The following is a 22,550-nucleotide window of genomic DNA, read 5'->3' on the forward strand; positions in this document are numbered from 1 at the left end:
CACACGCGCCGACTCGGCGCCCTCCGCGCGCACACACGCGCCGACTCGGCGCCCTCTGCGCGCACACACGCGCCGGCTCGGGGGCGCACCCGCCGGCCGGGTCAGGCGGGGAGCACGCGGTCGAGCCAGGCGACGAGACCGTCGAGGACCTCGGCCCGGGTGGTCTCGTTGAGGACCTCGTGGCGGGCACCGGGGTGGGCCACGAGGGTCACGTCGGACAGACCCGCGGCCTCCAGGCGCTCGACGACCGGGGTGACGAGGGCGAGTCCGGCGTTGAGCGGGTCGGCGTCGCCGACCACGACGTAGACCGGCAGGTCGTCGCGGACCTCCGCGACCCGGGCCGGGTCGGCGAGCGCGCGACCGGCCTCGAAGCAGGCCCGGACCGCCGCCGCGTCGATGCTGAACCCGCACCACGGGTCCGCGACGTACGCGTCCACGACGGCCTCGTCGCGGGTGAGCCAGTCGAACTCCGTGCGGGCCGGCTCGAAGGGACCGTTGAACGCCGACAGGTCCATCTCGGCGTCGAGGTCGACGGCCGGCTCGAGCAGGTCGACGGCCGCGGTGCCGGACAGCACGGCCGCGTCGACGTCCACGCTCGCCCCGAGCAGCCACTGCTGGGTCGCGAAGCTGCCCAGGCTGTGACCGACCACGGCCAGCGGCAGGCCGGGGTGGGCCTCGCGGGCCGCGGAGCCGACGCGGCCGATGTCCGCGACGAACTCGCCCCACCCCTCGGCCCCGACCCGGCCGAGCGCCTGCTCCCCGCCCCGCTCGACCGCGGTCCGCCCGTGTCCGCGGGTGTCGTGCGCCCAGACCGCGAAGCCCTCGGCGACGAGCCGCTCCGCGACCCGGGCGTACCGTCCGGCGTGCTCGCCCATCCCGTGCACCAGCTGCACCACCGCCCGCGGGTCGCCCTCGGGCTCCCAGTGGTACGTCGCCAGGCGGACGCCGCCGGCGCTCTCGACGTCGGTGCGGGCGGGGGTCGGACCGGGGTGGGGGAACGGCTCGCTCATGGCCCCATCCGAGCACCCCGCCGGCCCCGGGGGAAGGGCTGGGACACTGGGCCGGTGAGCACGACCGGCCCGACCTCCCGCCGCGGGCGACCCGGGTACGACGCGGCGACCGTGCTGGCGCGCTCGGTCGAGCTGTTCAACACCCACGGCTACGACGCCACGTCGATGTCGGACCTCGCCGCCCACCTCGGGCTCACCAAGTCCGCGATCTACCACCACGTCCCGAGCAAGGAGGCGCTGCTGCGGGCGGCGCTCGACGAGGCCCTGGACGGCCTGGGCTCCGCGATCGACGAGGTCGCCGGCCCGGACCGGTCCGCCGAGCAGCGCCTGCGCGCCGCCGTCGAGGCCTCGGTGCGGGTGCTCGTCGCGCGACAGCCGGCCGTCACGCTGCTGCTGCGCGTCCGCGGCAACAGCCCCGTCGAGCAGGCCGCGCTGGCCCGGCGCCGCGAGCTGGACCAGCGGCTGACCGCTCTGGTCCGCGAGGCCGTCGAGGAGGGGGCGCTGCGCGACGACCTCGAGCCGGAGCTGGTGAGCCGGCTGCTGTTCGGCACGGTCAACTCGCTCGTCGAGTGGTACCGGCCCGGCGGCCCGGTGAGCCCCGACGACCTCGCGGCCGCGCTGACGACCCTGGTCTTCGACGGCCTGGTCCGCCGCTGACGACCCGGGCCCGAGGCGGTCCCGGACCCGGCCCGGACCCGGCGCGCGGGCGCCGCGCCCTCAGGCCGCCGGGTTCGGCCGACCGGTGGCGCGGCTGCGGCCGCGGAACTCGGCCAGCACCGCCTCGTCCGCGGACCGGGTGACCGTGACGTCGTAGATCCCCGAGCGACCGCGTCGGGCGACCTCGCGGGCGTCCGCGACGAGACGGTCGCCGAGCCGGCCGGACTCCAGGAAGGAGACGTCGAACCCGGCCGCGACGGTGACCTCGCCGTGGGTGTTGCAGGCGACCGCGAACGCGCTGTCGGCGAGCGTCGAGACCAGACCGCCCTGGCACAAGCCCCAGCCGTTGACCATGTCGCCGCGCACCGTCATCGCCAGGCGGGCCCGACCCGGGCTGACCAGGAGCAGCTCGATGTCGAGCAGCCGCCGGGACGCGTCGCCGCTCAGCATCTCGTGGGTGCAGCGCTCGGCCAGCGCCTGCGCGTCGCCCGCCCCGGCCGGTGCCTCAGGCATCGAAGTCCACGGTCACGTCGTCGCTCACGGGCACCGTCTGGCAGGTCAGGACGAACCCGGCCGCGACCTCGGCGTCGTCGAGCGCGTAGTTGCGGCGCATGTCGACCTCCCCGGCGGTGACGCGGGCCCGGCAGGTCCCGCAGACGCCGCCCTTGCACGCGAACGGCAGGTCGGGGCGGGTCGCCGCGGCGCCGTCGAGGATCGCCCGGCCCCGGGCCATCGCCGTCGTCGTGGTGCGGCCGTCGAGGACGACGGTCACCTCGCTGACGTCGCCCTCCACGACCGGCGCGGCGCGGGTCAGCTCGGGTGGCGGCTCGTCGACGTAGAACAGCTCGAAGTGCACCCGGTCGGGGTCGACCCCGAGCTCGCCGAGCACGGCGCGGGCGTCGGAGATCAGCCCGAACGGCCCGCACAGCCACACGTGGTCGAGACCGTCGAGCGGCACCAGCGCGGTGAGGATCGCGCGCAGCCGGTCCGCGTCGAGGCGCCCCGAGAAGAGCTCGACGTCCCGCGGCTCGCGGGAGAGCACGTGGACCAGGTCGAGACGGTGGCCGGCGCGGTCCTTGAGGTCCGCGAGCTCCTCGGCGAACATCACCGAGGCGGTGGTGCGGTTGCCGTAGAGCAGGGTCACCCGCGCGTCGGGGTGGCTGAGCGCGGTCGCGGCCACCGACAGCATCGGCGTGATCCCGGAGCCGGCCGCGATGCACAGGTGCCGCCCGCCGCGGTCGGCCTCGGCCAGGCCGAAGGAGCCGGTCGGCGTCTGCACCTCGACCACGTCGCCCGCGCGGACCTCGCGGACCAGCCAGCGGGAGAACATCCCGTCGGGGATCTCCCGCACCCCGACCCGTGGCCGGCTGCCGGCCGGCGAGGAGATCGAGTAGCTGCGCCGGTGCTCGGCGCCGTCGACCCACCGCCGCAGCGTCAGGGACTGGCCAGGGACGAAGTCGTACGCCGCGCGGAGCCCGGCCGGCACGTCGAAGGTGACCGCGACCGCGTCGTCGCACAGCTGCTCGACGGCGGCGACGCGCAGCTCGTGGAACTCCGCGCGGGCGCGCGTCCGCGCACCGGCGACCTCGGTGGTCATCAGATCTCCTTCACGTGGTCGAACACCTCGAGGCACCCCTCGCAGGCGTAGACCGCCTTGCAGGCCGTCGCGCCGTACTCCGACACCAGCCGGACGTCGGGCGCGTCGCACCGCGGGCACCTCACCGCCCGGCGCGTCGGCAGCAGGGACAGCGCCACCGGGCCGTCGTGGCGGGGGGCCGCGCCGGGCGCGGAGATCCCGTGGGCGACCAGCGCGCGTCGGCCCCGCTCGCTGATCCAGTCGCTCGACCAGGCCGGGGAGAGGCTGACGCGCACCTCGACGTCGGCGTAGCCGGCGTCGCGGAGCCGGTGCACGAGGTCGTCGCGCATGGTCGCCATCGCCGGGCACCCCGAGTAGGTCGGCGTGATCGTGACGACCACGCGCTCGGCGGTCTCCTCGACGTCCCGCAGGACGCCGAGGTCCGCGAGCGTGAGCATCGGCATCTCGGGGTCGGTGACTCTCGCGGCGACCGAGCGGGCGAGGTCGCGGCCACGGTCGTCGACGCGGGCGGTCACCACAGGCCCCGCGGGTGCGCGCGGGCCACGGACTGCATCTCGGCGAGCAGGCGCGACAGGAGCTCGGTGTGGCGGCCGTCGCGTCCCATGCCGTGGCCGCCGCCGGGCATCGGCCCGGCGGCCGGGACGTCGGGCCGTTCGAGGCCGGCGACCGCGAGCACCTGGTCGAGCACGGCGCCGACCTCGCCCTCGACGGTCGCCGGGTCGACGCCGACGCCGGACGCGGCCGCGGCGACCTCGACGGGGTGCGAGCGGAACAGCTCGGCGTGGTGGCGCCAGACCCGCGGCAGCGCGGTGACGACGCGGCGCCGCGACTCCGCGGTGCCCTGCGCCAGGGTGACGACCCACCGGCCGGCGTAGTCGCGGTGGTAGGTCACCTCCTTGACCCCCTTGACCGCGATCGCGGACAGCACCGGGTCGCGGCTCGTCGCGAGCCGCTGCAGCAGCGCGAGCCGGTGGGCGGCCCCGACCAGGAGACGCAGCGTGGTCTCGGCGAAGTCGCCGTTCTCGGGCTCGAGGAAGCGCAGGTTGCGGAAGTCCGCGGTGTCGCGGAAGAACGCCAGGGCGTCCTCGGGCGGCACCGGCGAGCCCTCCGGCAGCACCGGGACGACCGCCGGGTCGGCCGCCGCGGCCCGGGCGAGCAGCAGCCGGGCCTGGCCCAGCAGGTCGAGGGCGATGTTGGCCAGCGCGATGTCGTCCTCGAGGTCCGGGGCGCGCGAGGTCCACTGGGACAGGCGGTGGGAGTGGACGAGGGCGTCGTCGCCCAGCATCAGGCAGTACGTCGCGAGGACGGCCGGGTCGACGCCGTCGGGGATGGTGGTGTCGACGCCGGCGAGCGGGTCCTCGAAGTCGGTGCCGAAGGCCCACTGCGAGTCGTCGCCCGGCGCGTCGTGGCCGCTGAGCCCGTCGTAGACGCTGTCGTGCTCGCTCATCGGGGCCTCACATGTGGGGGACGTCGTCGGGGATGTCGTAGAACGTGGGGTGGCGGTAGACCTTGTCCCCCGCGGGCGCGAACAGCGGGTCCTTCTCGTCGGGGCTCGACGCGGTCACGGCGTCGGCGCGCACCACCCAGATGGAGACGCCCTCGTTGCGACGCGTGTAGACGTCGCGGGCGTGGCGCACGGCCATCCGGTCGTCGGCGGCGTGCAGCGAGCCCACGTGCACGTGGTTGAGGCCGCGCTTGCCGCGCACGAAGACCTCGTAGAGCGGCCACTCCCCCGACGGCGCCCGGCCGAGACCGGTCTCGACGCCCTCGAGCGGGACCGCGCCGTGACCACCGTCGGCGGCGAAGTCGCTCGCGCTGCGGTCGGCGTCAGCCACGGGAGACCTCCCGGGCCGCCGCGTCCTGCCGACGGGCGAACGCGCTCGCCGCCTCCCGGACCCAGGCGCCGTCCTCGTGGGCGGCGCGGCGGTGGGCGATCCGCTCGGCGTTGCAGGGCCCGCCGCCCTTGACGACCTCCAGGAACTCCTCCCAGTCGGGCTGGGTGAAGTCGTGGTGGCCGCGCTCGGCGTCCCACACCAGGCCCGGGTCGGGCAGCGTCACCCCGAGCCGCTCGGCCTGCGGGACGGTCATGTCGACGAACTTCTGGCGCAGCTCGTCGTTGGTGTCGCGCTTGATGCCCCAGGCCATCGACTGCGCGGTGTTGGGCGAGTCGGCGTCGGGCGGGCCGAACATCATCAGCGCCGGCCACCAGAACCGGTCGACCGACTCCTGCACCATCGCGCGCTGCTCGTCGGTGCCGCGCATCATCGTCATCAGCAGCTCGTAGCCCTGCCGCTGGTGGAAGGACTCCTCCTTGCAGACGCGGATCATCGCCCGGCCGTAGGGCCCGTACGACGTGCGGCACAGCGGCACCTGGTTGCAGATCGCCGCACCGTCGACCAGCCAGCCGATGGTCCCGACGTCCGCGTACGACAGGGTCGGGTAGTTGAAGATCGAGGAGTACTTCTGCGCGCCCGAGACCAGCTTCTCGGTCAGCTCGGTGCGGGACGCGCCGAGCGTCTCGCAGGCCGAGTAGAGGTAGAGACCGTGGCCGGCCTCGTCCTGCACCTTGGCCAGCAGGATCGCCTTGCGCCGCAGGCTCGGCGCGCGGGTGATCCAGTTGCCCTCGGGCTGCATGCCGATGATCTCGGAGTGAGCGTGCTGGGCGATCTGGCGCACCAGGGTCGCCCGGTACCTCTCGGGCATCCAGTCGCGCGGCTCGACCCGGTCGTGGCGGGCGATCACGGCGTCGAACCGCGCCTGCAGCTCGGCCTCGTCCACGGGCTCGTCCACGGGCTCGTCCACGGGCTGGTCGACGGGGTGGTCGACGGCATCCTCGACAGTCATCCGGACCTCTTTCCTGACCGATCGGTCTGTAATAGTCTGCCACGCATGACGGCCGCCCGGAAGCCCCCGCTGCTCGAGCACTTCGCCGCCGGGGGGTGGGTGGCCCCCGACGACGAGGGACACCCCCTGCTCGACGCCGCCACGGGCGAGGAGGTCGCCCGGTTCTCCGACACCTCCCCCGACGTCGCGGCGATGGCCCACCACGCCCGGGCGGTGGGCGGTCCCGCCCTGCGCGCCCTCACGTTCCCCGAGCGCGCCGGCCTGCTGAAGGCGCTCGGGGCGCACCTGACCGCCCACGCCGAGGAGCTGCACGAGCTGTCCCTGCGCACGGGCGCGACCCGGGCCGACGGCACCGGCGACATCGAGGGCGGCATCGGCACGCTGTTCGCCGCCGGCTCGGTCGGCACGCGTGAGCTGCCGGACGACACCGTCGTGCTCGACGGCCCCCCGGTGCCGCTCGGACGGGGCGGCACGTTCCTCGGCCAGCACCTGTTCGCCTCGCGGACCGGGGTGATGGTGCAGGTCAACGCCTTCAACTTCCCGGTCTGGGGCGTCCTGGAGAAGCTCGGTCCCGGGCTGCTCGCGGGCCTGCCGCAGATCGTGAAGCCGGCCCCGCAGACGGCGTACGTGACGGAGCGCCTGGTGAGGCTGGTGCTCGCGTCGGGGATCCTCCCCGAGGGCGCCCTGCAGCTGCACGTCGGCAGTCCGGCGGGCCTGCTCGACGCGCTGGACGTCGGCGACCACGTCGCCTTCACCGGCTCCTCGCGGACCGGCGCGCTGCTGCGCACCCACGACGCCGTGGTCCGTCGCGGGGTCACCCTCGGCGTGGAGGCCGACTCGCTGAACTGCTCGGTCCTCGGGCCCGACGTCGCCCCCGGCGACCCGGAGTGGGACCTGTTCGTGCGGGGCGTCGCGGCCGAGATGACCGGCAAGGCCGGCCAGAAGTGCACCGCCATCCGTCGCGCGATCGTGCCCGCCCGCCGCGCCGACGAGGTCGTGGAGGCGATCTCCGCGCGGCTGTCCCGGGCCACCGTCGGCCACCCCGCCGCCGAGGGCGTGCGGATGGGGGCGCTGGTGAGCCTCGCGCAGCGGGAGGCGGTCCGCGAGGCCGTCGCGCGACTGCGCACGCACGCCGACCTGGCGTACGGCGACCCGTCGTCCGTCGAGGTCACCGGCGCGGACGCCGAGCGCGGTGCCTTCATGTCGCCGGTGCTGCTGCGCGCCCACGACGACGCCTCCGAGCCCCACGACGTGGAGCCGTTCGGCCCGGTCAGCACGGTGATGACCTACTCCTCGGTCGAGGAGGCCGTCGCGCTGGCCGCCCGCGGTCGCGGCAGCCTCGCCGCCTCCGTCGTCACCCACGACGAGGTCGTCGCCCGGGACCTGGTGCGCGGTCTCGCACCCCTCCACGGACGCGTGCTCGTGCTCGACCGTGACGACGCCGGCGAGTCGACGGGCCACGGCGCGCCGCTGCCGACGCTCGTCCACGGCGGCCCCGGGCGCGCCGGCGGCGGCGAGGAGATGGGCGGCGTGCGCGGCGTGCTGCACCTGATGCAGCGCACCGCCGTGCAGGGCTCCCCCGACGTGCTGACCGCGGTGACGGGCCGGTGGACGCCGGGCTCGCGGCGTCGTACGGACGACGTGCACCCGTTCCGCAAGCCCCTGGCCCGGCTGCGCGTCGGCGACACGATCGCGTCCGCGTCGCGGACCGTCACGCCCGAGGACATCGCCCACTTCGCGGACTTCACCGGCGACACCTTCTACGCGCACACCGACGCCGCCGCCGCGGCGGCGAACCCGCTGTTCGGTGGGATCGTCGCCCACGGCTACCTGGTCGTGTCGCTCGCGGCGGGCCTCTTCGTCGACCCCGACCCGGGCCCGGTGCTCGCGAACTTCGGCGTCGACCACCTGCGCTTCCTGACCCCGGTGAGGGCCGGCGACGCGATCGCGGTGACGCTCACCGTCAAGCAGGTCACGCCCCGCCCCCGGGCGGACTACGGCGAGGTCCGCTGGGACGCCGTCGTCACCAACAGCGCCGGCGAGCCGGTCGCGACGTACGACGTGCTCACCCTCGTCGCGAAGGACTGGCCGCCCGCCGACCGGTGACCGGTCGGACGTGATCGGGCGCGCCGATGTCGTGAAAGGTCGTGTTTATCGCTAGCCTTTGGCACCTCGCTAGAACTAGGTGACCCGGAGGTCCTCCTGTGTGGCTCGTACTCGCCTTCGCCGTGGCCGGCGGACTCGCTCAGCTCGTCGACGGCACCCTCGGGATGGGCTTCGGCGTCACCTCGGCGACCGTGCTGCTCGCGCTGGGGGTCGCCCCGGCGACGGCCAGCGCCGCGACGCACGCGGCCAAGCTGCCGACGACCCTGATCTCCGGGCTGTCCCACTGGCGTGAGGGCAACATCGACGTCAGGATCCTGCTCCGCGTCGCGCTGCCCGGCATGGTCGGCGGCTTCCTCGGCGCCGTCGTGCTCACCTCCATCAGCCTGGAGGCCGCCAAGGGCTGGATGGCGGGGCTGCTGCTGTTCTTCGGGTTCGTGATCCTGCTGCGCTTCGGCTTCGGCTTCCGCCTGATCCCGGTGCCGAAGAACGGCGAGCGCACCCGGTGGCTCGCGCCCATCGGCGTGCTCGGCGGCTTCGTCGACGCGACCGGCGGCGGCGGCTGGGGCCCGGTCGTGACCCCCAGCCTGATGACCGTCACCCGCCACGAGCCCCGCAAGGTCGTCGGCACCGTCAACGCGGCCGAGTTCGCCGTCGCCGTGTCGGTCTCGACCGGATTCGTCACGGGCGCCGCCCACCAGGACATCCCCTGGCTGCCCGTGCTCGGCCTCGTGCTCGGCGGCGTGTGCATCGCCCCGATCGCGGCCCGCCTCGCCGGACGCCTCCCCCACGCCCCGATGGGCACCATGGTCGGCGGCCTGGTCATCCTCGTGAACCTGGTGACCGTCGTGTCGCTGCTCGGCGGGCTCCCGGGCTGGCTCGACGCGATCCTCATCGTGGCCTGGCTCGCCCTCGTCGGTCGCCTCGCCTGGCGCGCCTGGGAGAAGGAGAAGGCCGGCCGCCTCGCCGTCGTCGGCAACCCCGGCGTCAACGCCTGAGTCGTCCCGGCGCACGGCGGACCGTGCGCCGTATCCCGGGGCCGAGCGCCTAGAGCCGCGGGTCGACCGGCTCGGACTCCAGCGCGAGCACGGCGAACACCGACTGGTGGACGCGCCACAGCGGCTCGGCGGCCACGAGGTCGGCGAGCGCGGACAAGCCGAGCCCGTGCTCGCGCAGCGCGAGCCGGCGCTTGTGACCGGTGTCGCGACCGCGCAGCTCCTCGAGGCTGTCGGGGTAGTCGGGGCCGTAGACGATGCGGAGGTACTCCCGCCCGCGGACCTTCAGCCCCGGCTGCACCCGCCGGTCGACGCCGCTCGCCCGGTCGGTCCGGTGGGCCGGCTTGACCACCATCCCCTCGCCGCCGTCCGCGGTCAGCGCCAGCCACCAGTCGGTGGCCGCGGCCCGCGACGCGGGCGAGTCGAGGTCCACCTCGACGTGCCGGGTGGGGGTCAGGAACGGGTCCTCGAGCGCACCGAGGCGCGCGAGGTGCCACGGGTGCGGCTCGTCCAGCGTGAGCACGCGGCCCTCCGCGGCCAGCACGGCGAACGGCGCCACCGTGACGCCGTCCAGCCCCGAGGTCGGCCGCACGTACGACGTGTAGACGTCGCGGAAGGCGGCCGCGTGGTCGCGGCGCCGCCGCAGGTCGTCGGCGAGGTCGGCGACGTCGAGGCCCCGCGCCGCGGCGCGCTCCAGCACGGCCAGCCCCGCGGGCAGCGCCTCGCGGGCGGCCGCGCCCACCGCGGCGTACTGCTCGCGCACGAGGCCCTCGGCCTTCAGCGACCAGGGCAGCAGCTCGCAGTCCAGCACCAGCCAGTCGGTCGCCAGCTCGTCGAACAGCGGCGCCACCGCGGAGGTGAGCCGCGCGACCAGCCCGAGGGAGTCGTCGAGGAAGGCACGGCCGGTGCGGGTGTGGACCACCCCGGTCGACCCGTCGGCCACGCCGAACCGGCGCCGCGCCGCGTCCTGGTCGCGGGCCAGGGTCGCGATCGCCCGCGAGCCCATGTGCTTCTCCTCGCAGACCACCCGGCGGACGCCCCAGCCGGCGTACTCGTCGAAGGCCTCCTCGGGGTGCTCGAGGTAGCCCTCGCGTCGTGAGGCCCGCGCGGGCGACATCGTCGGCGGCAGGTGGACCAGCCAGCGCGGGTCGACCGCGAACCGGCTCATCACCTCCAGCGCGGCGGCCGCGTTCTCCCCGGGCACCTTGACCCGTCCGGCGTGCGTCGTCTCCAGCCACCGGGTCCCGCCCACGTCGTCGTGGCGCAGCACGGCCGGGTCCCGCTCGGCGGCGGCGGGCACCAGCGGGCGGACCGGCGCGTAGTGCTCTCGCTCCGCGGGGACGGCGTGCAGCGTGCGCTCCGGCCAGCGCAGCGCCGTCAGCGCCCCGCCGAACACGACACCGGTGTCGAGGCAGATCGTGTTGTTGGTCCAGGTCGCGACCGGCACCGGGGTGTGGCCGTACACCACGGCCGCCGCGCCCCGGTACTCCTGCGCCCAGGGGTGCCGCACGGGCAGCCCGTACTCGTCGGTCTCCCCCGTCGTGTCGCCGTAGAGCGCGAACGCGCGGACCTGACGCGACGCCCGCCCGTGGTAGGCCTCCTTCAGCCCGGCGTGGGCGACGACGAGCCGGCCCCCGTCGAGGACGTAGTGGCTGACCAGCCCGTCCATGAACGCCAGCATCCGCGCCCGCACCTCGTCGGGCTCGGCCGCCAGCTGCTCCAGTGACTCCGCCAGCCCGTGGGCGACGGTGACCGACGAGCCCTTCAGGGCCCGCACGAGCTTGGCCTCGTGGTTGCCGGCGACGCACAGGGCCGCGCCCGCCTCGACCATGCCGGCCACCAGCCGCAGCACCCCGGGGGTGTCGGGGCCGCGGTCGACGAGGTCGCCGACGAAGACCGCGGTCCGACCCTCCGGGTGGTGCGCCCCGACCGCCCGGCCCGCCCCGTCCTCCTGCACCGTCCAGCCCAGCTCGAGGAGCAGCGTCCGCAGCTCGGAGGCGCAGCCGTGCACGTCGCCGACGACGTCGAACGGGCCCCTCAGCTCGCGGCGGTCGTTCCAGGACCGCTCGCGAACGATCGTCACGCCCGCCGCGAGCTCCGCCGGGCCGAGCACGTGGACGCGGCGGAAGCCCTCCTTGCGCAGTCCCCGCCGCGACCGGTCGAGGTCGCGCTGCTGGCGTCGGACGACGTGTGCGCCGAAGTCGCGCTCGGGCCGCGCCTCGTTGCGCGCGGCGGCCGTGCTCTCCCCGACGTCCAGCACGAGGGCGTCGACGAGGACGTGGTGCCGCTTCGCGAGCGCGACCAGCGAGGCCCGCGCCCGCTGCTGCACGTTGGTCGCGTCGACCACCGTGAGCAGCCCGCGGCGCAGACGGATCCCGACCCAGTGCTCGAGGAGGTCGAAGGCGTCGGCCGTCGCGTCCTGGTCCCCTTCGTCGCCGGAGACCATCGCCCGGCAGGCGTCGGACGAGACGACCTCGGTGGGGTGGAAGTGCTCGCGCGCGAACGTCGACTTGCCGCTGCCGGAGACCCCGACCAGCAGCACCAGCCCGGTCGCGGGCACGGTGACGGTGGTGGGCTCGCTCATGAGGCCTCCTGGGGGTCACGGGTGAACACGGCCATCTGCGTGGGCGTGCCGCGCTCGGGGTCGACCTCGCCCACCCCGCGACGCTCGACGCGGTAGCCGTACGCCGCGGCGACCCGGTCCGACCATGCCGCGAACCCGGCCCGGTCCCACTCGAAGCGGTGGTCGGGGTGGCGCACCGCGCCCGGGGCGAGGTCCGGGTAGCGGTCGTTGAACTCCCGGTTGGGGGTCGTCACCACGAGCGCGCCGGGCCGGGCGCGGCCGAGGACGACGTGCTCCAGCGCGGGCAGGCGTCCGGGGTCGACGTGCTCGACGACCTCCATCAGCACCGCCGCGTCCCAGCCGGCGAAGCGGTCGTCCTCGTAGGTCAGCGCCCCCTGGAAGATCGTGAGCCGCTCGGCCTGGCGCTCTGACATGTCATCGGTGCGCAGGCGCCGGGCGGCGGCACGCAGCGACGCGGCGGACACGTCGCAGCCGCCGACCCGCTCGACGCCGGGCGTCGCGAGCAGCCGGGCGACCAGCTGGCCCTGGCCGCAACCCAGGTCGAGGACCGAGCGTGCGCCCAGCTCGCGCACGACGCCGGCGACGGCGTCCTGGCGCAGCAGCGCCAGCGGTCGGCGGGCACGCTCCTCCTCCGCCACGGCGGCGTCGACCCCGTCGTGCGGGGCCGGTGCCGTGCCGTCGAGCTCGGCGAGACGGCCGAGCGCCTCCCGGGCCAGGCCAGGCGCGCGACCCAGGTAGCGGCGGGTGATCAGCTCGCGGTCCGGGTGGCCGGCGAGCCAGCCCGACCCGGAGCGCAGCAGCTTGTCGACCTCGTCGGAGCCCTGCCAGTAGTGCGTGGACTCGTCGAGCACCGGCAGCAGGACGTACAGCTGGCTCAGCGCGTCCGAGAGGCGGACCTCGCCGGTCAGCCGCAGTCGGACGTAGCGGCTCGGCCCCCACTCCGGGTGTCCCTCGTCGAGCGCCACCGGGGTCGCCTCGACCTCCCAGCCGAGCGGCGCGAAGACCCGCTCGGCGACGGCGGGGCCGCCGCGGCACGGCAGCACCGGGACCTCCACCTCGAGCGGGATCGGCGTCGCGGCCAGCTCGGGGTGCGAGCGGCTCCGCCCGGCCCGGGCGGTGGAGAAGACGCTGCCCAGTGCGACCGCCAGCAGCGACGAGGCGGCGTACGAGCGGTCGTTGACGTACTGCCCGAGGCTGAAGTCCGGCAGCCCCTTCGCGCGCGAGCGCGCGAGGCGGACCGGGTCCACCTGCAGCAGCAGCGCGACCGTGCAGCGCTGCTCGTCGGCCTCCGGGTAGAGCACCACCGCGGTCCCGAAGGACTGCTCGAAGCGCTGCACCCGGTCGGGGTGCTTGTGCAGCAGGTGGCCCAGGTCGGTCGCGGGTGAGTGGGTGGTGGAGACGGTGAGCAGCACGGCCCCATCCTCCCGGCGCCCGCCAGCGGTTTTCCCTCAGGCGGCGACCGGGCTCCGGGCGGGGGCGTAGTCGGCCTCGGTGAAGCGGGCCGTGCGGCGGTACTCGACCCCGAGCCCGGGCCAGTTGGTGGTGATCCGGCCGCCCGCGGTGCGGTACCAGGACGAGCAGCGGGTCCACACGCTGCGCCGGAGCCGTCGCTGCACCCGCTCGTCGGAGGCCCGCTCGACCTCGGCGCGCACGTCGAGCGGCGCGCCGGCGCGACGGCGGGCCTCGACGTAGTCGCCGAGGTACCGCGCCTGGGTCTCGAGGAAGTGCACGATCGAACCGCCGCCGGTGTTGGTGTTGGGCCCGTACATCAGCAGCAGTCCGGGGAAGCCCGGCACCGTCAGGCCGTGGTGCGCGTGCGCGCCGTCGCGCCAGACCTCGTGCAGGTCGCGGCCCCCGGCGCCGGTCACCCGCAGCGAGGACAGGAAGTCGGCCGCGGCGAACCCGGTGCCCCACACGATCACGTCCACCGGGTGCCGGGTGCCGTCGTCGAGGACCAGCCCGTCGGGCTCGACGCGGTCGACCCCGCCGGTGACGAGGGTGACGTCGGGGCGGGCGAGCGCCGGCAGGTAGTCGTCCGAGAACAGCAGCCGCTTGCAGCCGATCGCGTAGCGGGGCCAGACCTTCTCGAACAGGCCGGGCTCGGCCGCCGTGGCCCGCCGCATCGAGAGCCGCGACCAGGCCCGCAGCAGCGCGGCCAGGGGCCGGGCGTAGGCCCAGGCGACGCTCAGTGCCTCGACCGCGAGGTACCAGAACAGCCGCTCCGCGGCCAGCACCGGCGGGACCGCCGCGAACACCCGGTGGTGGCGCGGGCCCCACGCGCGGTCCGGGCGCGGGAGCAGGTACGGCGGGGTGCGCTGCACGACGGTCAGGTGCGCGGCGGTGCCCGCGATCTCCGGCACGGCCTGCACGGCGCTGGCGCCCGTGCCGACGACCGCCACGCGGCGTCCCGTCAGGTCGACGTCGTGGCGCCAGCGGGCGGTGTGGAAGGCGACGCCGGCGAAGTCCTCCCGCCCGGGCAGATCGGGCACGGCGGGCTCCGAGAGCTGACCGACCGCCGAGACCAGCACGTCGCAGACCAGCTCGGAGCCGTCGTCGAGGGCGACGGTCCAGCGCCCGGTCCGGTCGTCGTACGACGCGGCGAGGACGGCGGTCGAGAACCGCACCAGCCGGCGCACGTCGTGCTCCTCGGCCACCCGGCGCAGGTAGTCGAGGATGGCCGGCTGGCGGGAGAAGCGACGCGGCCACCGCGCGTGGGGTGCGTAGGAGAACGAGTAGAACGGCGAGGGCACGTCGCACGCGGCGCCCGGGTAGGTGTTCTCCCGCCACACGCCGCCGACGTCGTCGCCGCGCTCGACGACGACCACGTCGGCCACGCCGCGGCGCCGCAGCTCGATCGCGGCGGCGAGGCCGCCGAAGCCGGCGCCCACGACCACCGCCGACAGGGGTGGGGACGGCTCGACCGACGGCTCCCGGGGCGACATGGCCCTAGTCTCGGGCACGACCGCCGCAGCCGGCGACCGCTCCCGACCCCTGCCGAGGTGGACCCCGTGACCGAGACCGACGCCGCCGCGCTGGGCCGGGGCACGACGACCGCCGACGCCCTGCGCGTCTACGACGACCTGCCCGCCGTGGCCCTCGACGAGCTGCTGGGCTCCTGGCGCGGCAGCGGGGTCCCGACCGGGCACCCGATGGACGGCCTGCTGGAGGCGTACGGCTGGCACGGCAAGCGCTTCGAGGGCGCCGAGGACGGCCACCCGCTGGTGTTCCGCGGCCCCCGGGGCCTGTTCAGCGCCAACCCCGCCCTCGTGCCGATGGGCCTCGTCCTGCGGCTGGGGCCGCGGCTGCGGCCGGCCCCGGTCGCCGCGGTCGGCCGCCGCGCCGTGGCCCTGGCACGCACGCGCGCGCCGCACTCGCGGCTGCGGGCCGTCGAGCACCGCGGGGTGGTGACCGCGACGATGGTCTACGACGACCTGCCGATCGCCGACCACTTCCGACGCCTCGACGAGGCCACCCTGCTCGGGGTCATGGACCTGCGGGGCATGACGCAGCCCTTCGTCTTCCTGCTGCACCGCGAGACGTGACGACCCGCGGGCCCGCCGGTCCCGCGGGACCAACCGGACCCGCGGGCCCAGGTGGTCGAGCGCTCAGGCGCGAGCGGTCTCGACCTCGGCGTCCTCCTCGACCGGGTGCGGGAACAACCGGGTCAGGACGTCGCTGAGCGTGATCACGCCGGTGCCCTCCGCGGTCGAGACGAGCACCAGGTGGGCCCGCGCCTCGCGCATCTGGCGGACCGCCTCGTAGACCGGGGTGTCGCCCGCCAGCGTGGGCAGCGGGCGCAGCATGGTGTCGGCGCGCCGCTCGTCCGGCTCGGGCAGGGTGTCGCGCACGTGCACGAACCCGGCGTAGCGGCCCGCGCCGCCGGCGGGGTCGGCCACCAGCACCCGCAGGTGCCCCGAGTCGCGGGCCACCCGCCGCACGTCGGCGACCGTCGCATCGGCGGCGACCGCCGTGGCGACCCGGCGGACGTCCACGAGCTCGCCGAGGGTGAGGTTCTGCAGGTCGAGGGTCTCGGTCAGGTGCGCCGAGAACGCCGGGTCGAGCGCGCCGACGTTGGCGGAGTGCTCGATCAGCTGACGCAGGTCGGAGGGGTCCTGGCCCGACGAGACGCTCTCCTGCGGAGTCACCCCGACCCGGCGCAGCAGCCAGTTGGCGGCCTCGTTGAGGAACACCAGCACCGGGCGGAAGACCCACATGAAGCCCCGCATCGGGATCGCGAGCATCGTCGCGGCCGTCTCGGGGTGGGCGATCGCCCACGACTTCGGGGCCATCTCGCCGATCACGAGGTGCAGGAAGGTCACGACGACCAGCGCGATCGCGAACGCCGCGGCGGTGGCGAGCCAGCCCGGGGCCCCGATGTCGGCCAGCAGCGGCCGCAGGGCGTAGTCGAGCGCGGGCTTGGTCACGGCACCGAGGCCCAGCGCGCAGGCGGTGATGCCGAGCTGGGAGCCGGCGAGCAGCACGGTGAGCTCGCCGTGGCTGCGCAGCGCCGCGCGGGCGGCGCGGCTGGTGGGGGCCAGCTCCTCGAGCCGGTGGCGACGGGCGCCCAGCAGGGCGAACTCGACGGCCACGAAGAAGGCGCTCAGCACGATCAGGACGACCGTGACGGCGACGACCATCAGCGGGTTCGAGGTCATCGGACCTCCTCCTCGGTGGTGGTCGGGACGGTCGCCGCGGTGGCCCGCTCCTCGGTGGCGCGCTCCTCGGCGGCCAGCTCCTCGGCGGCCGCCAGCTCCTCGGCGTCGACGAGGGTGACGTGGACGAGGCTGGGGACGTGGCGCTCGAGCTCGAGCACCTCCAGGCGCATCCGGTCGGGCGGGACGTCGGTCTCCAGCAGGTCCTCGGCGGTGGGGACGAGGTCGACCTCGACGACGTCGCCGACCTCGGCGAAGGCGCCGTTGACCTCGACCAGCAGGCCTCCGAGGGTCTCGCTCTCGAGCTCGGGCAGGTCGCGGCCGACCGCGCGCTCCAGCTCGTCGTAGGGCAGCGAGCCGGGCAGCGTCCACTCGGTGGACGGCTCGTCGCCGTCGTCGCTGTGGTCCAGCTGGTCCAGGCCGGGGGCCAGGTCCGGGTCGTGCTCGTCGTCGATCTCGCCCACCAGCTCCTCGGCGAGGTCCTCGAGCGTGATCACGCCGGTCAGTCCGCCGTGCTCGTCGAGCACGCACGCCAGCTGCTGCTTGCTGCGGGCCAGCTCGGTCAGCGCGTCCGGCAGCGACATCACCGCGGGCACGAGCACGGGCTCGCGCATCACGCTGGCCACGTCACGCCCCGTGCGGTCGGGGACCGCGAGGACGTCCTGCAGGTGCACGACGCCGACGACGTCCTCGATCCCCTGCTCGGAGCCGAGCACCGGGTAGCGGGAGTGGCCGGTGGCCATGGTGGTCCACAGCTCCTCGAGGGAGTCGTCGGCGCGGACCGTGCCCAGGCGGGCGCGCGGCACCATCGCGTGCTCGACGTCCTCGTCGGGGAAGTCGACGATCCGGTCGATGAGCAGGGCCAGGTCGCTCGGGAGGTCGCCGGTCTCGCGGGAGTCCGCCACGATGTGGGCGAGGTCGGCGCGGCTGGCGGAGGACTCCACGTCGTGCACCGGCTCCATGCCCGCGAGCTTGAGCAGACGGTTGGAGGCCGCGTCGAAGATCGCGATCAGCCAGCCGAAGGCCGCCAGGTAGATCGTCGTCGACCGGGCCAGCCAGAGCGCGACCGGCTCGGGCTTGGCGATGGACAGGTTCTTGGGGAACAGCTCGCCGAACAGCATCTGCACGAACGTCGAGAAGATCAGCGCGAACGCCGTGCCGACGCCGATGCCGACGCCGGTCGGCACCCCGACGCCGCCCAGCGCGACGCCGAGCGCCTCGCCGATCAGCGGCTCGGCGACGTAGCCGACGAGCAGCGCGGTCACGGTGATGCCGAGCTGGGCGCCGGAGAGCATGAACGACGTGCGGCGGGTCACGCCGAGCGCGCGGGTGGCGGCCGCGTCGCCCTGGGCCTCACGGGCCTTCAGGCGGTTGCGGTCCACCGTCATGTAGGCGAACTCCTGCGCCACGAAGTAGCCGGTGGCCGCGGTGATCAGCAGCACGACCAGCAGGCCGAGCAGCAGGCTCAGGACCCACATGACGTCACCCCCCGGGAGGGGCGGGGCGCCGACTCAGCGGCGCGGAGCGGACGGAGGGGGCAGGTGGGAGCCGGTTGTCGGCTCGGACTGTCGCAGTCCATCGGTGTTTCGGGTCTCCTGGAGACAAGGGAACGGGTCGCACCAGTGTGCCAGACGCTCCCCCGTGGTGTCCGCTCCGCGACGCCGACCCCGTGGACGCGCCCGACGGGCCCGGGCGCGGACGGCCGGGTCAGTCCGCGGGACCCGCCACGGGACGCCTCGTGCTGGCCCGCGACCGGTCGGCGACGGCGATGCGGGTGCTGCGGGGCCCCTGCGCCGCGCCCGCGACCCGCACCTCCACGAGCCCGTCCGCGAACTCCGCGCTCAGGTCCTCGGGCTGCGTGCCGTCCGGGAGCGTGATCGAGCGGCGGAACTCCCCGACGTACCGCTCGCGGACGAAGTACGGCGGCTCGACCGGTCCGTCGTCGCCGGGGACCGCGACGGCCTCCCGCGAGCCCGACACGGTCAGCACCCCGTGGTGCAGGCGCAGGTCGACGTCGTCGGCGGCGACGCCGGGCAGCTCGAGCTGGATCACGAGGTCGTCGCCGACGGCGAGGATGTCGGTCGCGGGGACCCAGGCCGACGCGTGCGTGCGCTGGCCGCCCTCCCCAGCGCGCTCGGCGGACGGGAGGGTCCCGTGGGTGCCGAGCGTCCGCATCCGCGCCAGCTCGCTGAAGTAGTCGGTGACCCCGTCGAAGGGGTTGCGGCGGTCGTCGCTCACGGTCGTCTCCTGGGGTGGGGTCGGGCTCAGCCGAGGTCGAGCGGGGTGGTGAGGCCGACGTCGTCGAGGAACTCCCGGGCCACCTCGTCCGGTGCCCGGCCGTCGGTGACGGAGGCGTTCATGGCGACCATCGCCTCCTCGGTCAGCTCGGCGTTGACAGCGTCGACGACGGTGAGGAAGGCCTCGCCGTCGATCCGCTCCAGCTTGTCCTCCCCCACGACCATGACGACGTTCTGGGAGCCGAACAGCAGCTCGGGGTCCTCGAGCAGCGTGTAGTCGCCGCCGTCGAGCTGCGGGTCGGTGGTGAACGCGTCGACCGCGTCGACCTCCCCGTCGTCGAGCGCGTCGTACTGGGTGCCGAGCTCGAGCGGCGCGAACGCGACGTCGGTGAGCCCGTAGACCTCGGCCAGGCCGACCAGGCCGAGGTCGAGGTCGCGGAACTCCTCGCGGCCCCCGAAGCGCACCGGCCCGCCGTCCGCGCCCCCCGCCCGGGCGAGGTCGGCGATGGTGGTCAGCCCGTTCTCCCGGGCGTACGTCGTGGTCGTGGCGACGGCGTCCTTGTTCTGGAACGGCGTCATCGCGCTCATGACCATGTCCTGGCCGGCGTAGAAGTCGGCGGCCCGCTCGTACGTCGCCTGCGGGTCGAGGCCGGTCACCTCCTCGTCGGCGACGACCGAGAGCACGGTGCCGGTGTAGGCCACGTAGCCGTCGACGTCACCGGCCTGGAGCGCCGTGTCGAGGTCCTCGGCGGGCCCGACGCCGGTGCGCAGGTCCACGGCGTACCCGTTGACGGCGAGCGCCTGTCGCCACAGCTCCCCGATCACCCGGGCCTCGGGGAACTCCTGGGTGCCCAGGCGCACCCGCACGGCCGCGCCCTGGGGCTGGGAGGAGGCGTCCTGCTCGGTGGAGGTGCCGCAGGCCGCCAGCGTCCCCGCGGCGAGCAGTCCCGCGAGCAGGGTCGCGAGCCACGCGCGGGGGCCTCTCACGGGGTGCTCCCGGCCTCGGGCAGCACCGTGTCGGCGTCGGCGGTCGTGCGCCCCGGCTCGCGGCGCGCCTCCAGCTCGGCCTCCCGCTGCTCGCGGGTCTCCTCGCGCAGCGCCTTCACCCAGCACCACGCGACGCCGATGATGACGAAGGTGAACGGCACCGAGCCGAGGACGGCCGCCTGCTGGAGCGCCACCAGACCGCCGACGAGCAGCATCGCGCAGGCGATGCCGCCCATGAGCAGGCCCAGGACGACGACGACGGGGCGACCGGGCGTCAGCGAGCCCCGGGAGGCCATGGTCGCCATGACGACGCTGGCCGCGTCGGCCCCGGAGATGAAGAACAGCGCGATGAGCACCACGCAGACCGCCGAGACGATCGCCGGGAACGGCAGCGCGTCGAGGGCCTGGAACAGCGACAGCTCGGGTGTGGCCAGGGTGCCGAGGATGTCCGCCTGGCCGGTCCGCTGCAGCTCGATGCCGGTCCCGCCGACGACCGCGAACCACACGAACCCGAAGCCGGTGGGCGCCGCGACCACGCCGAGCACGAACTCGCGGATGGTGCGGCCGCGCGAGATCCGCGCCACGAACATGCCGACGAAGGGGGCCCACGAGATCCACCACGACCAGTAGAAGATCGTCCAGCTGGCCATCCACGGCTCGTCGCCCACCCCGGTCTCCAGCGACATCGGGATCACCTGGATGACGTAGTCGCCGATGGACTGGATGCCGTTGGAGATCACGAGCACGGTCGAGCCGCCGACGACGAGGAAGAAGACGAACAGCACAATCGTGGCGACCGCACCGAGGTTGGCGAGGAAGTTGATGCCCTTCTCGACGCCCGAGGTCGCGGAGACCAGGAAGAGCCCGGTGACGACGACGATGATCGTGACCGCGACGGCGTTCGACTTGGGCACCCCGAAGAGGTAGTCGAGCCCGCTGTTGAGCTGCAGGCCGTTGAGTCCGAGCGCGGTGGCGGTGCCGAAGATCGTGGCCACGATCGCCAGGGCGTCCACCAGGCGGCCCAGGGGCTTGGTCGTGGCGTCGGGGCCGAGGATCGGGGTGAACGTCGCGCTGACCAGCGTCGGCAGGCCCTTGCGGTAGCTGAAGTAGGCCATCGCGCCCCCGAGGATCGCGTACATCGCCCAGCCGTTGAAGCCCCAGTGGAAGTAGGTGTAGCGGAGCGCGGTGAGGGTCGCCTCCTGGCTCTGCGGCTCGGCGAGGCCGTGGGGCGGGGCCGACCAGTGGGTGACCGGCTCCGCGACGCCGTAGAACAGCAGGCCGGCGCCGAGGCCCGCGGCGAACATCATCGAGACCCAGGAGAAGGTCTTGAAGTCGGGGCGGGAGTCGTCGGGGCCGAGGCGGATCCGTCCCCACGGGTGGACGACGAGCACCAGGCAGAAGATCAGGCCGGCGAAGGCGATGAGGATGAACGCCCACCCGAAGTTGCCGACCACCCAGGCCAGCGCAGCGGCCATCGTGCCGCCGAGGCTGGCGGGCGCGACGAGGCCCCAGACGACGAAGACCGCGATCAGGGACGCCGAGCCCCAGAACACGGCCGGATCGGTCCCGCGGGTCAGGCGGTTCACGCGCACCTCCGGTGGAGCGGTCGGTCGACGGGCGCAGCCCGGTCCGACCCCCGAGGCCGGTCGGACCAGACAACCGGAGGGGCGGGGGGTATGTCTACCGCGGCACCCGTGTTTCGCACGCCCGGCGGACCGCGCGGAGCGGTGGGGCCGCGAGGTGGCAGGCTCCGGGTCCATGACCAGCTCCCCGCACTCCGCGCTGCCCCCGGCCGTCCCCGCCGGGTCCCCCCACGACCGGGGGCGGCTGATGATCCAGTGCCAGGACCAGCCCGGCATCGTCGCGGCGGTCAGCACCTTCCTCACCGGCGCGGGCGCCAACATCGTCTCGCTCGACCAGTTCTCCACGGCGGCCGAGGGCGGCCGCTTCGTGCAGCGCACCGAGTTCCACCTGCCCGGGCTCAACGCCGCCTGGGAGGAGCTCCAGGAGCGCTTCGTCGCCGAGGTCGGGCAGCGTTTCGGCATCGAGCACCGCTTCTCGGAGGCCGCGCGCCCCAAGCGGGTGGCGATCATGGCGTCCAAGACCGACCACTGCCTGCTGGACCTGCTGTGGCGCAACCGCCGCGGCGAGCTCGACATGACGGTCGCGATGGTGATCTCCAACCACCCGGACCTGGCCGACGAGGTGCGGCCCTTCGGCGTGCCGTACTTCCACGTGCCGGCCACGCGGGACAACCGCGCCGAGGCCGAGGCCCGGATCCTCGAGCTGCTGCGGGGCAACGTCGACCTGGTCGTGCTGGCCCGCTACATGCAGATCATCACGCCGGAGTTCCTCGACGCCGCGGGCGTGCCGCTGATCAACATCCACCACTCGTTCCTGCCGGCGTTCATCGGCGCCGGGCCCTACCAGAAGGCGAAGGAGCGCGGGGTCAAGCTGATCGGCGCGACCGCCCACTACGTGACCCCGGACCTCGACGAGGGCCCGATCATCGAGCAGGACGTGGTCCGGGTGGACCACCGCCACTCCACCACCGACCTGGTCCGTCTGGGCGCCGACGTCGAGCGCGCCGTGCTGTCCCGCGCGGTGCGCTGGCACCTCGAGGACCGCGTCGCCCGCGACGGGAACTCGACGATCGTCTTCTGAAGCCCGCAGGTCGAGCCACCAGCCGCCCCCGGAGGTCGAGGTGCGAGCTGCCGAGGCACGAGGCGGCGAGCCACGAGACCCGACGAGCCCGCCGCCGACCCCACCGCCGACCCCGCCGCCGGCCTCGCCGCCGGTGCCGGCCACCGACCGGCCCGCTGCTACCGCCTCGCCCGGCGCCCGCGCTGCGGCGTGCGGGCGACGGCGTCGGCGCCCGCCGTCC

The 22,550-nt window shown here is 74.8% G+C and carries 20 protein-coding genes; 5 read left to right on the forward strand and 15 right to left on the reverse strand.

Features of this window, described 5'->3' with window-relative positions; all coding sequences use genetic code 11:
* Positions 1-101: 101 nt before the first annotated feature.
* The gene (locus ABD158_RS18535; protein WP_344009362.1) at positions 102-1,010 is read right to left on the reverse strand and encodes an alpha/beta fold hydrolase; all 909 of its coding nucleotides are present in this window, start codon (positions 1,008-1,010) and stop codon (positions 102-104) included.
* 54 nt (positions 1,011-1,064) lie between these two features.
* Between ABD158_RS18535 and ABD158_RS18540 the strand changes: the two genes are divergently transcribed.
* Positions 1,065-1,667, forward strand: a complete 603-nt coding sequence (locus tag ABD158_RS18540; RefSeq protein WP_344009364.1) for a TetR/AcrR family transcriptional regulator — start codon at positions 1,065-1,067, stop codon at positions 1,665-1,667.
* Between the two features lie 60 nt (positions 1,668-1,727).
* Here the strand turns inward: ABD158_RS18540 and paaI are convergent, their stop codons facing one another.
* The 6 genes from paaI to paaA are packed head-to-tail and all read right to left on the reverse strand — an operon-like array spanning position 1,728 to position 6,108.
* Positions 1,728-2,180 carry a hydroxyphenylacetyl-CoA thioesterase PaaI gene (gene paaI, locus ABD158_RS18545; RefSeq protein ID WP_344009366.1) on the reverse strand — a complete coding sequence of 151 codons (453 nt, stop codon included), beginning with the start codon at positions 2,178-2,180 and terminating at the stop codon, positions 1,728-1,730.
* Positions 2,173-3,264 (reverse strand): 1,2-phenylacetyl-CoA epoxidase subunit PaaE, encoded by a 1,092-nt coding sequence (gene paaE, locus ABD158_RS18550; protein ID WP_344009368.1) that lies wholly within the window; start codon positions 3,262-3,264, stop codon positions 2,173-2,175. Before paaE ends, paaI begins: the two co-directional genes overlap by 8 nt.
* Positions 3,264-3,779: a 1,2-phenylacetyl-CoA epoxidase subunit PaaD gene (gene paaD / locus ABD158_RS18555; RefSeq protein WP_344009370.1), complete on the reverse strand. Its 516-nt coding sequence runs from the start codon at positions 3,777-3,779 to the stop codon at positions 3,264-3,266. The genes paaE and paaD overlap by 1 nt, the downstream gene beginning before the upstream one ends.
* On the reverse strand, positions 3,776-4,711 hold the full coding sequence (paaC, locus tag ABD158_RS18560) for a 1,2-phenylacetyl-CoA epoxidase subunit PaaC (RefSeq protein WP_344009372.1): 936 nt from the start codon (positions 4,709-4,711) through the stop codon (positions 3,776-3,778). Before paaC ends, paaD begins: the two co-directional genes overlap by 4 nt.
* A 7-nt stretch (positions 4,712-4,718) precedes the next feature.
* Positions 4,719-5,099 (reverse strand): 1,2-phenylacetyl-CoA epoxidase subunit PaaB, encoded by a 381-nt coding sequence (gene paaB / locus ABD158_RS18565; RefSeq protein WP_425573235.1) that lies wholly within the window; start codon positions 5,097-5,099, stop codon positions 4,719-4,721.
* A complete protein-coding gene (gene paaA / locus ABD158_RS18570) occupies positions 5,092-6,108 on the reverse strand; it encodes a 1,2-phenylacetyl-CoA epoxidase subunit PaaA (protein ID WP_344009374.1) in 1,017 nt (338 codons plus the stop codon). Before paaA ends, paaB begins: the two co-directional genes overlap by 8 nt.
* Positions 6,109-6,153: 45 nt before the next feature.
* Here paaA and paaZ point away from each other — a divergent pair, with 45 nt between their 5' ends.
* Positions 6,154-8,214, forward strand: coding sequence for a phenylacetic acid degradation bifunctional protein PaaZ (gene paaZ, locus ABD158_RS18575; protein WP_344009376.1), 2,061 nt, complete (start codon positions 6,154-6,156; stop codon positions 8,212-8,214).
* Positions 8,215-8,312: 98 nt separating this feature from the next.
* On the forward strand, positions 8,313-9,209 hold the full coding sequence (locus tag ABD158_RS18580; protein WP_344009378.1) for a sulfite exporter TauE/SafE family protein: 897 nt from the start codon (positions 8,313-8,315) through the stop codon (positions 9,207-9,209).
* Positions 9,210-9,258: 49 nt separating this feature from the next.
* Here ABD158_RS18580 and ABD158_RS18585 read toward each other — a convergent pair whose 3' ends face one another.
* The 3 genes from ABD158_RS18585 to ABD158_RS18595 are packed head-to-tail and all read right to left on the reverse strand — an operon-like array spanning position 9,259 to position 14,732.
* Entirely contained in the window at positions 9,259-11,790 is a 2,532-nt protein-coding gene (locus ABD158_RS18585; protein WP_344009381.1) for a polynucleotide kinase-phosphatase, read from the reverse strand.
* Positions 11,787-13,202 carry a 3' terminal RNA ribose 2'-O-methyltransferase Hen1 gene (locus tag ABD158_RS18590; RefSeq protein WP_344009383.1) on the reverse strand — a complete coding sequence of 472 codons (1,416 nt, stop codon included), beginning with the start codon at positions 13,200-13,202 and terminating at the stop codon, positions 11,787-11,789. Before ABD158_RS18590 ends, ABD158_RS18585 begins: the two co-directional genes overlap by 4 nt.
* Positions 13,203-13,238: 36 nt before the next feature.
* On the reverse strand, positions 13,239-14,732 hold the full coding sequence (locus ABD158_RS18595) for a flavin-containing monooxygenase (RefSeq protein WP_344009385.1): 1,494 nt from the start codon (positions 14,730-14,732) through the stop codon (positions 13,239-13,241).
* A gap of 66 nt (positions 14,733-14,798) precedes the next feature.
* Between ABD158_RS18595 and ABD158_RS18600 the strand changes: the two genes are divergently transcribed.
* Entirely contained in the window at positions 14,799-15,332 is a 534-nt protein-coding gene (locus ABD158_RS18600) for a DUF4334 domain-containing protein (RefSeq protein WP_344009387.1), read from the forward strand.
* A gap of 63 nt (positions 15,333-15,395) precedes the next feature.
* Here ABD158_RS18600 and ABD158_RS18605 read toward each other — a convergent pair whose 3' ends face one another.
* The 5 genes from ABD158_RS18605 to ABD158_RS18625 all read right to left on the reverse strand — a co-directional run bounded on the left by ABD158_RS18605 (position 15,396) and on the right by ABD158_RS18625 (position 21,252).
* Positions 15,396-16,445 (reverse strand): CNNM domain-containing protein, encoded by a 1,050-nt coding sequence (locus tag ABD158_RS18605; protein WP_344009389.1) that lies wholly within the window; start codon positions 16,443-16,445, stop codon positions 15,396-15,398.
* On the reverse strand, positions 16,442-17,920 hold the full coding sequence (locus ABD158_RS18610; protein WP_344009391.1) for a hemolysin family protein: 1,479 nt from the start codon (positions 17,918-17,920) through the stop codon (positions 16,442-16,444). Before ABD158_RS18610 ends, ABD158_RS18605 begins: the two co-directional genes overlap by 4 nt.
* A 229-nt stretch (positions 17,921-18,149) precedes the next feature.
* Positions 18,150-18,680: an Hsp20/alpha crystallin family protein gene (locus ABD158_RS18615; RefSeq protein WP_344009393.1), complete on the reverse strand. Its 531-nt coding sequence runs from the start codon at positions 18,678-18,680 to the stop codon at positions 18,150-18,152.
* 26 nt (positions 18,681-18,706) lie between these two features.
* Positions 18,707-19,666: an ABC transporter substrate-binding protein gene (locus ABD158_RS18620; protein WP_344009395.1), complete on the reverse strand. Its 960-nt coding sequence runs from the start codon at positions 19,664-19,666 to the stop codon at positions 18,707-18,709.
* Positions 19,663-21,252 (reverse strand): BCCT family transporter, encoded by a 1,590-nt coding sequence (locus ABD158_RS18625; protein WP_344009397.1) that lies wholly within the window; start codon positions 21,250-21,252, stop codon positions 19,663-19,665. The genes ABD158_RS18620 and ABD158_RS18625 overlap by 4 nt, the downstream gene beginning before the upstream one ends.
* A 172-nt stretch (positions 21,253-21,424) precedes the next feature.
* On the opposite strand from ABD158_RS18625, the gene purU reads away from it, so the two are divergent.
* The gene (gene purU / locus ABD158_RS18630) at positions 21,425-22,330 is read left to right on the forward strand and encodes a formyltetrahydrofolate deformylase (RefSeq protein WP_344009400.1); all 906 of its coding nucleotides are present in this window, start codon (positions 21,425-21,427) and stop codon (positions 22,328-22,330) included.
* The last annotated feature ends 220 nt before the right edge of the window (positions 22,331-22,550 follow it).

The sequence above is a fragment of the Nocardioides lentus genome (assembly GCF_039529515.1).
Classification (GTDB): Bacteria; Actinomycetota; Actinomycetes; order Propionibacteriales; family Nocardioidaceae; genus Nocardioides; species Nocardioides lentus.

Bases quoted from the DNA above. Each gene is read 5' to 3' on its own strand.
- paaI (WP_344009366.1), bottom strand. From the start codon at position 2,180: ATGCCTGAGGCACCGGCCGGGGCGGGCGACGCGCAGGCGCTGGCCGAG.
- ABD158_RS18595 (WP_344009385.1), bottom strand. From the start codon at position 14,732: ATGTCGCCCCGGGAGCCGTCGGTCGAGCCGTCCCCACCCCTGTCGGCG.
- paaE (WP_344009368.1), bottom strand. From the start codon at position 3,264: ATGACCACCGAGGTCGCCGGTGCGCGGACGCGCGCCCGCGCGGAGTTC.
- paaC (WP_344009372.1), bottom strand. From the start codon at position 4,711: ATGAGCGAGCACGACAGCGTCTACGACGGGCTCAGCGGCCACGACGCG.
- ABD158_RS18610 (WP_344009391.1), bottom strand. From the start codon at position 17,920: ATGTGGGTCCTGAGCCTGCTGCTCGGCCTGCTGGTCGTGCTGCTGATC.
- ABD158_RS18605 (WP_344009389.1), bottom strand. From the start codon at position 16,445: ATGACCTCGAACCCGCTGATGGTCGTCGCCGTCACGGTCGTCCTGATC.
- ABD158_RS18535 (WP_344009362.1), bottom strand. From the start codon at position 1,010: ATGAGCGAGCCGTTCCCCCACCCCGGTCCGACCCCCGCCCGCACCGAC.
- paaZ (WP_344009376.1), top strand. From the start codon at position 6,154: ATGACGGCCGCCCGGAAGCCCCCGCTGCTCGAGCACTTCGCCGCCGGG.
- ABD158_RS18585 (WP_344009381.1), bottom strand. From the start codon at position 11,790: ATGAGCGAGCCCACCACCGTCACCGTGCCCGCGACCGGGCTGGTGCTG.
- purU (WP_344009400.1), top strand. From the start codon at position 21,425: ATGACCAGCTCCCCGCACTCCGCGCTGCCCCCGGCCGTCCCCGCCGGG.
- paaA (WP_344009374.1), bottom strand. From the start codon at position 6,108: ATGACTGTCGAGGATGCCGTCGACCACCCCGTCGACCAGCCCGTGGAC.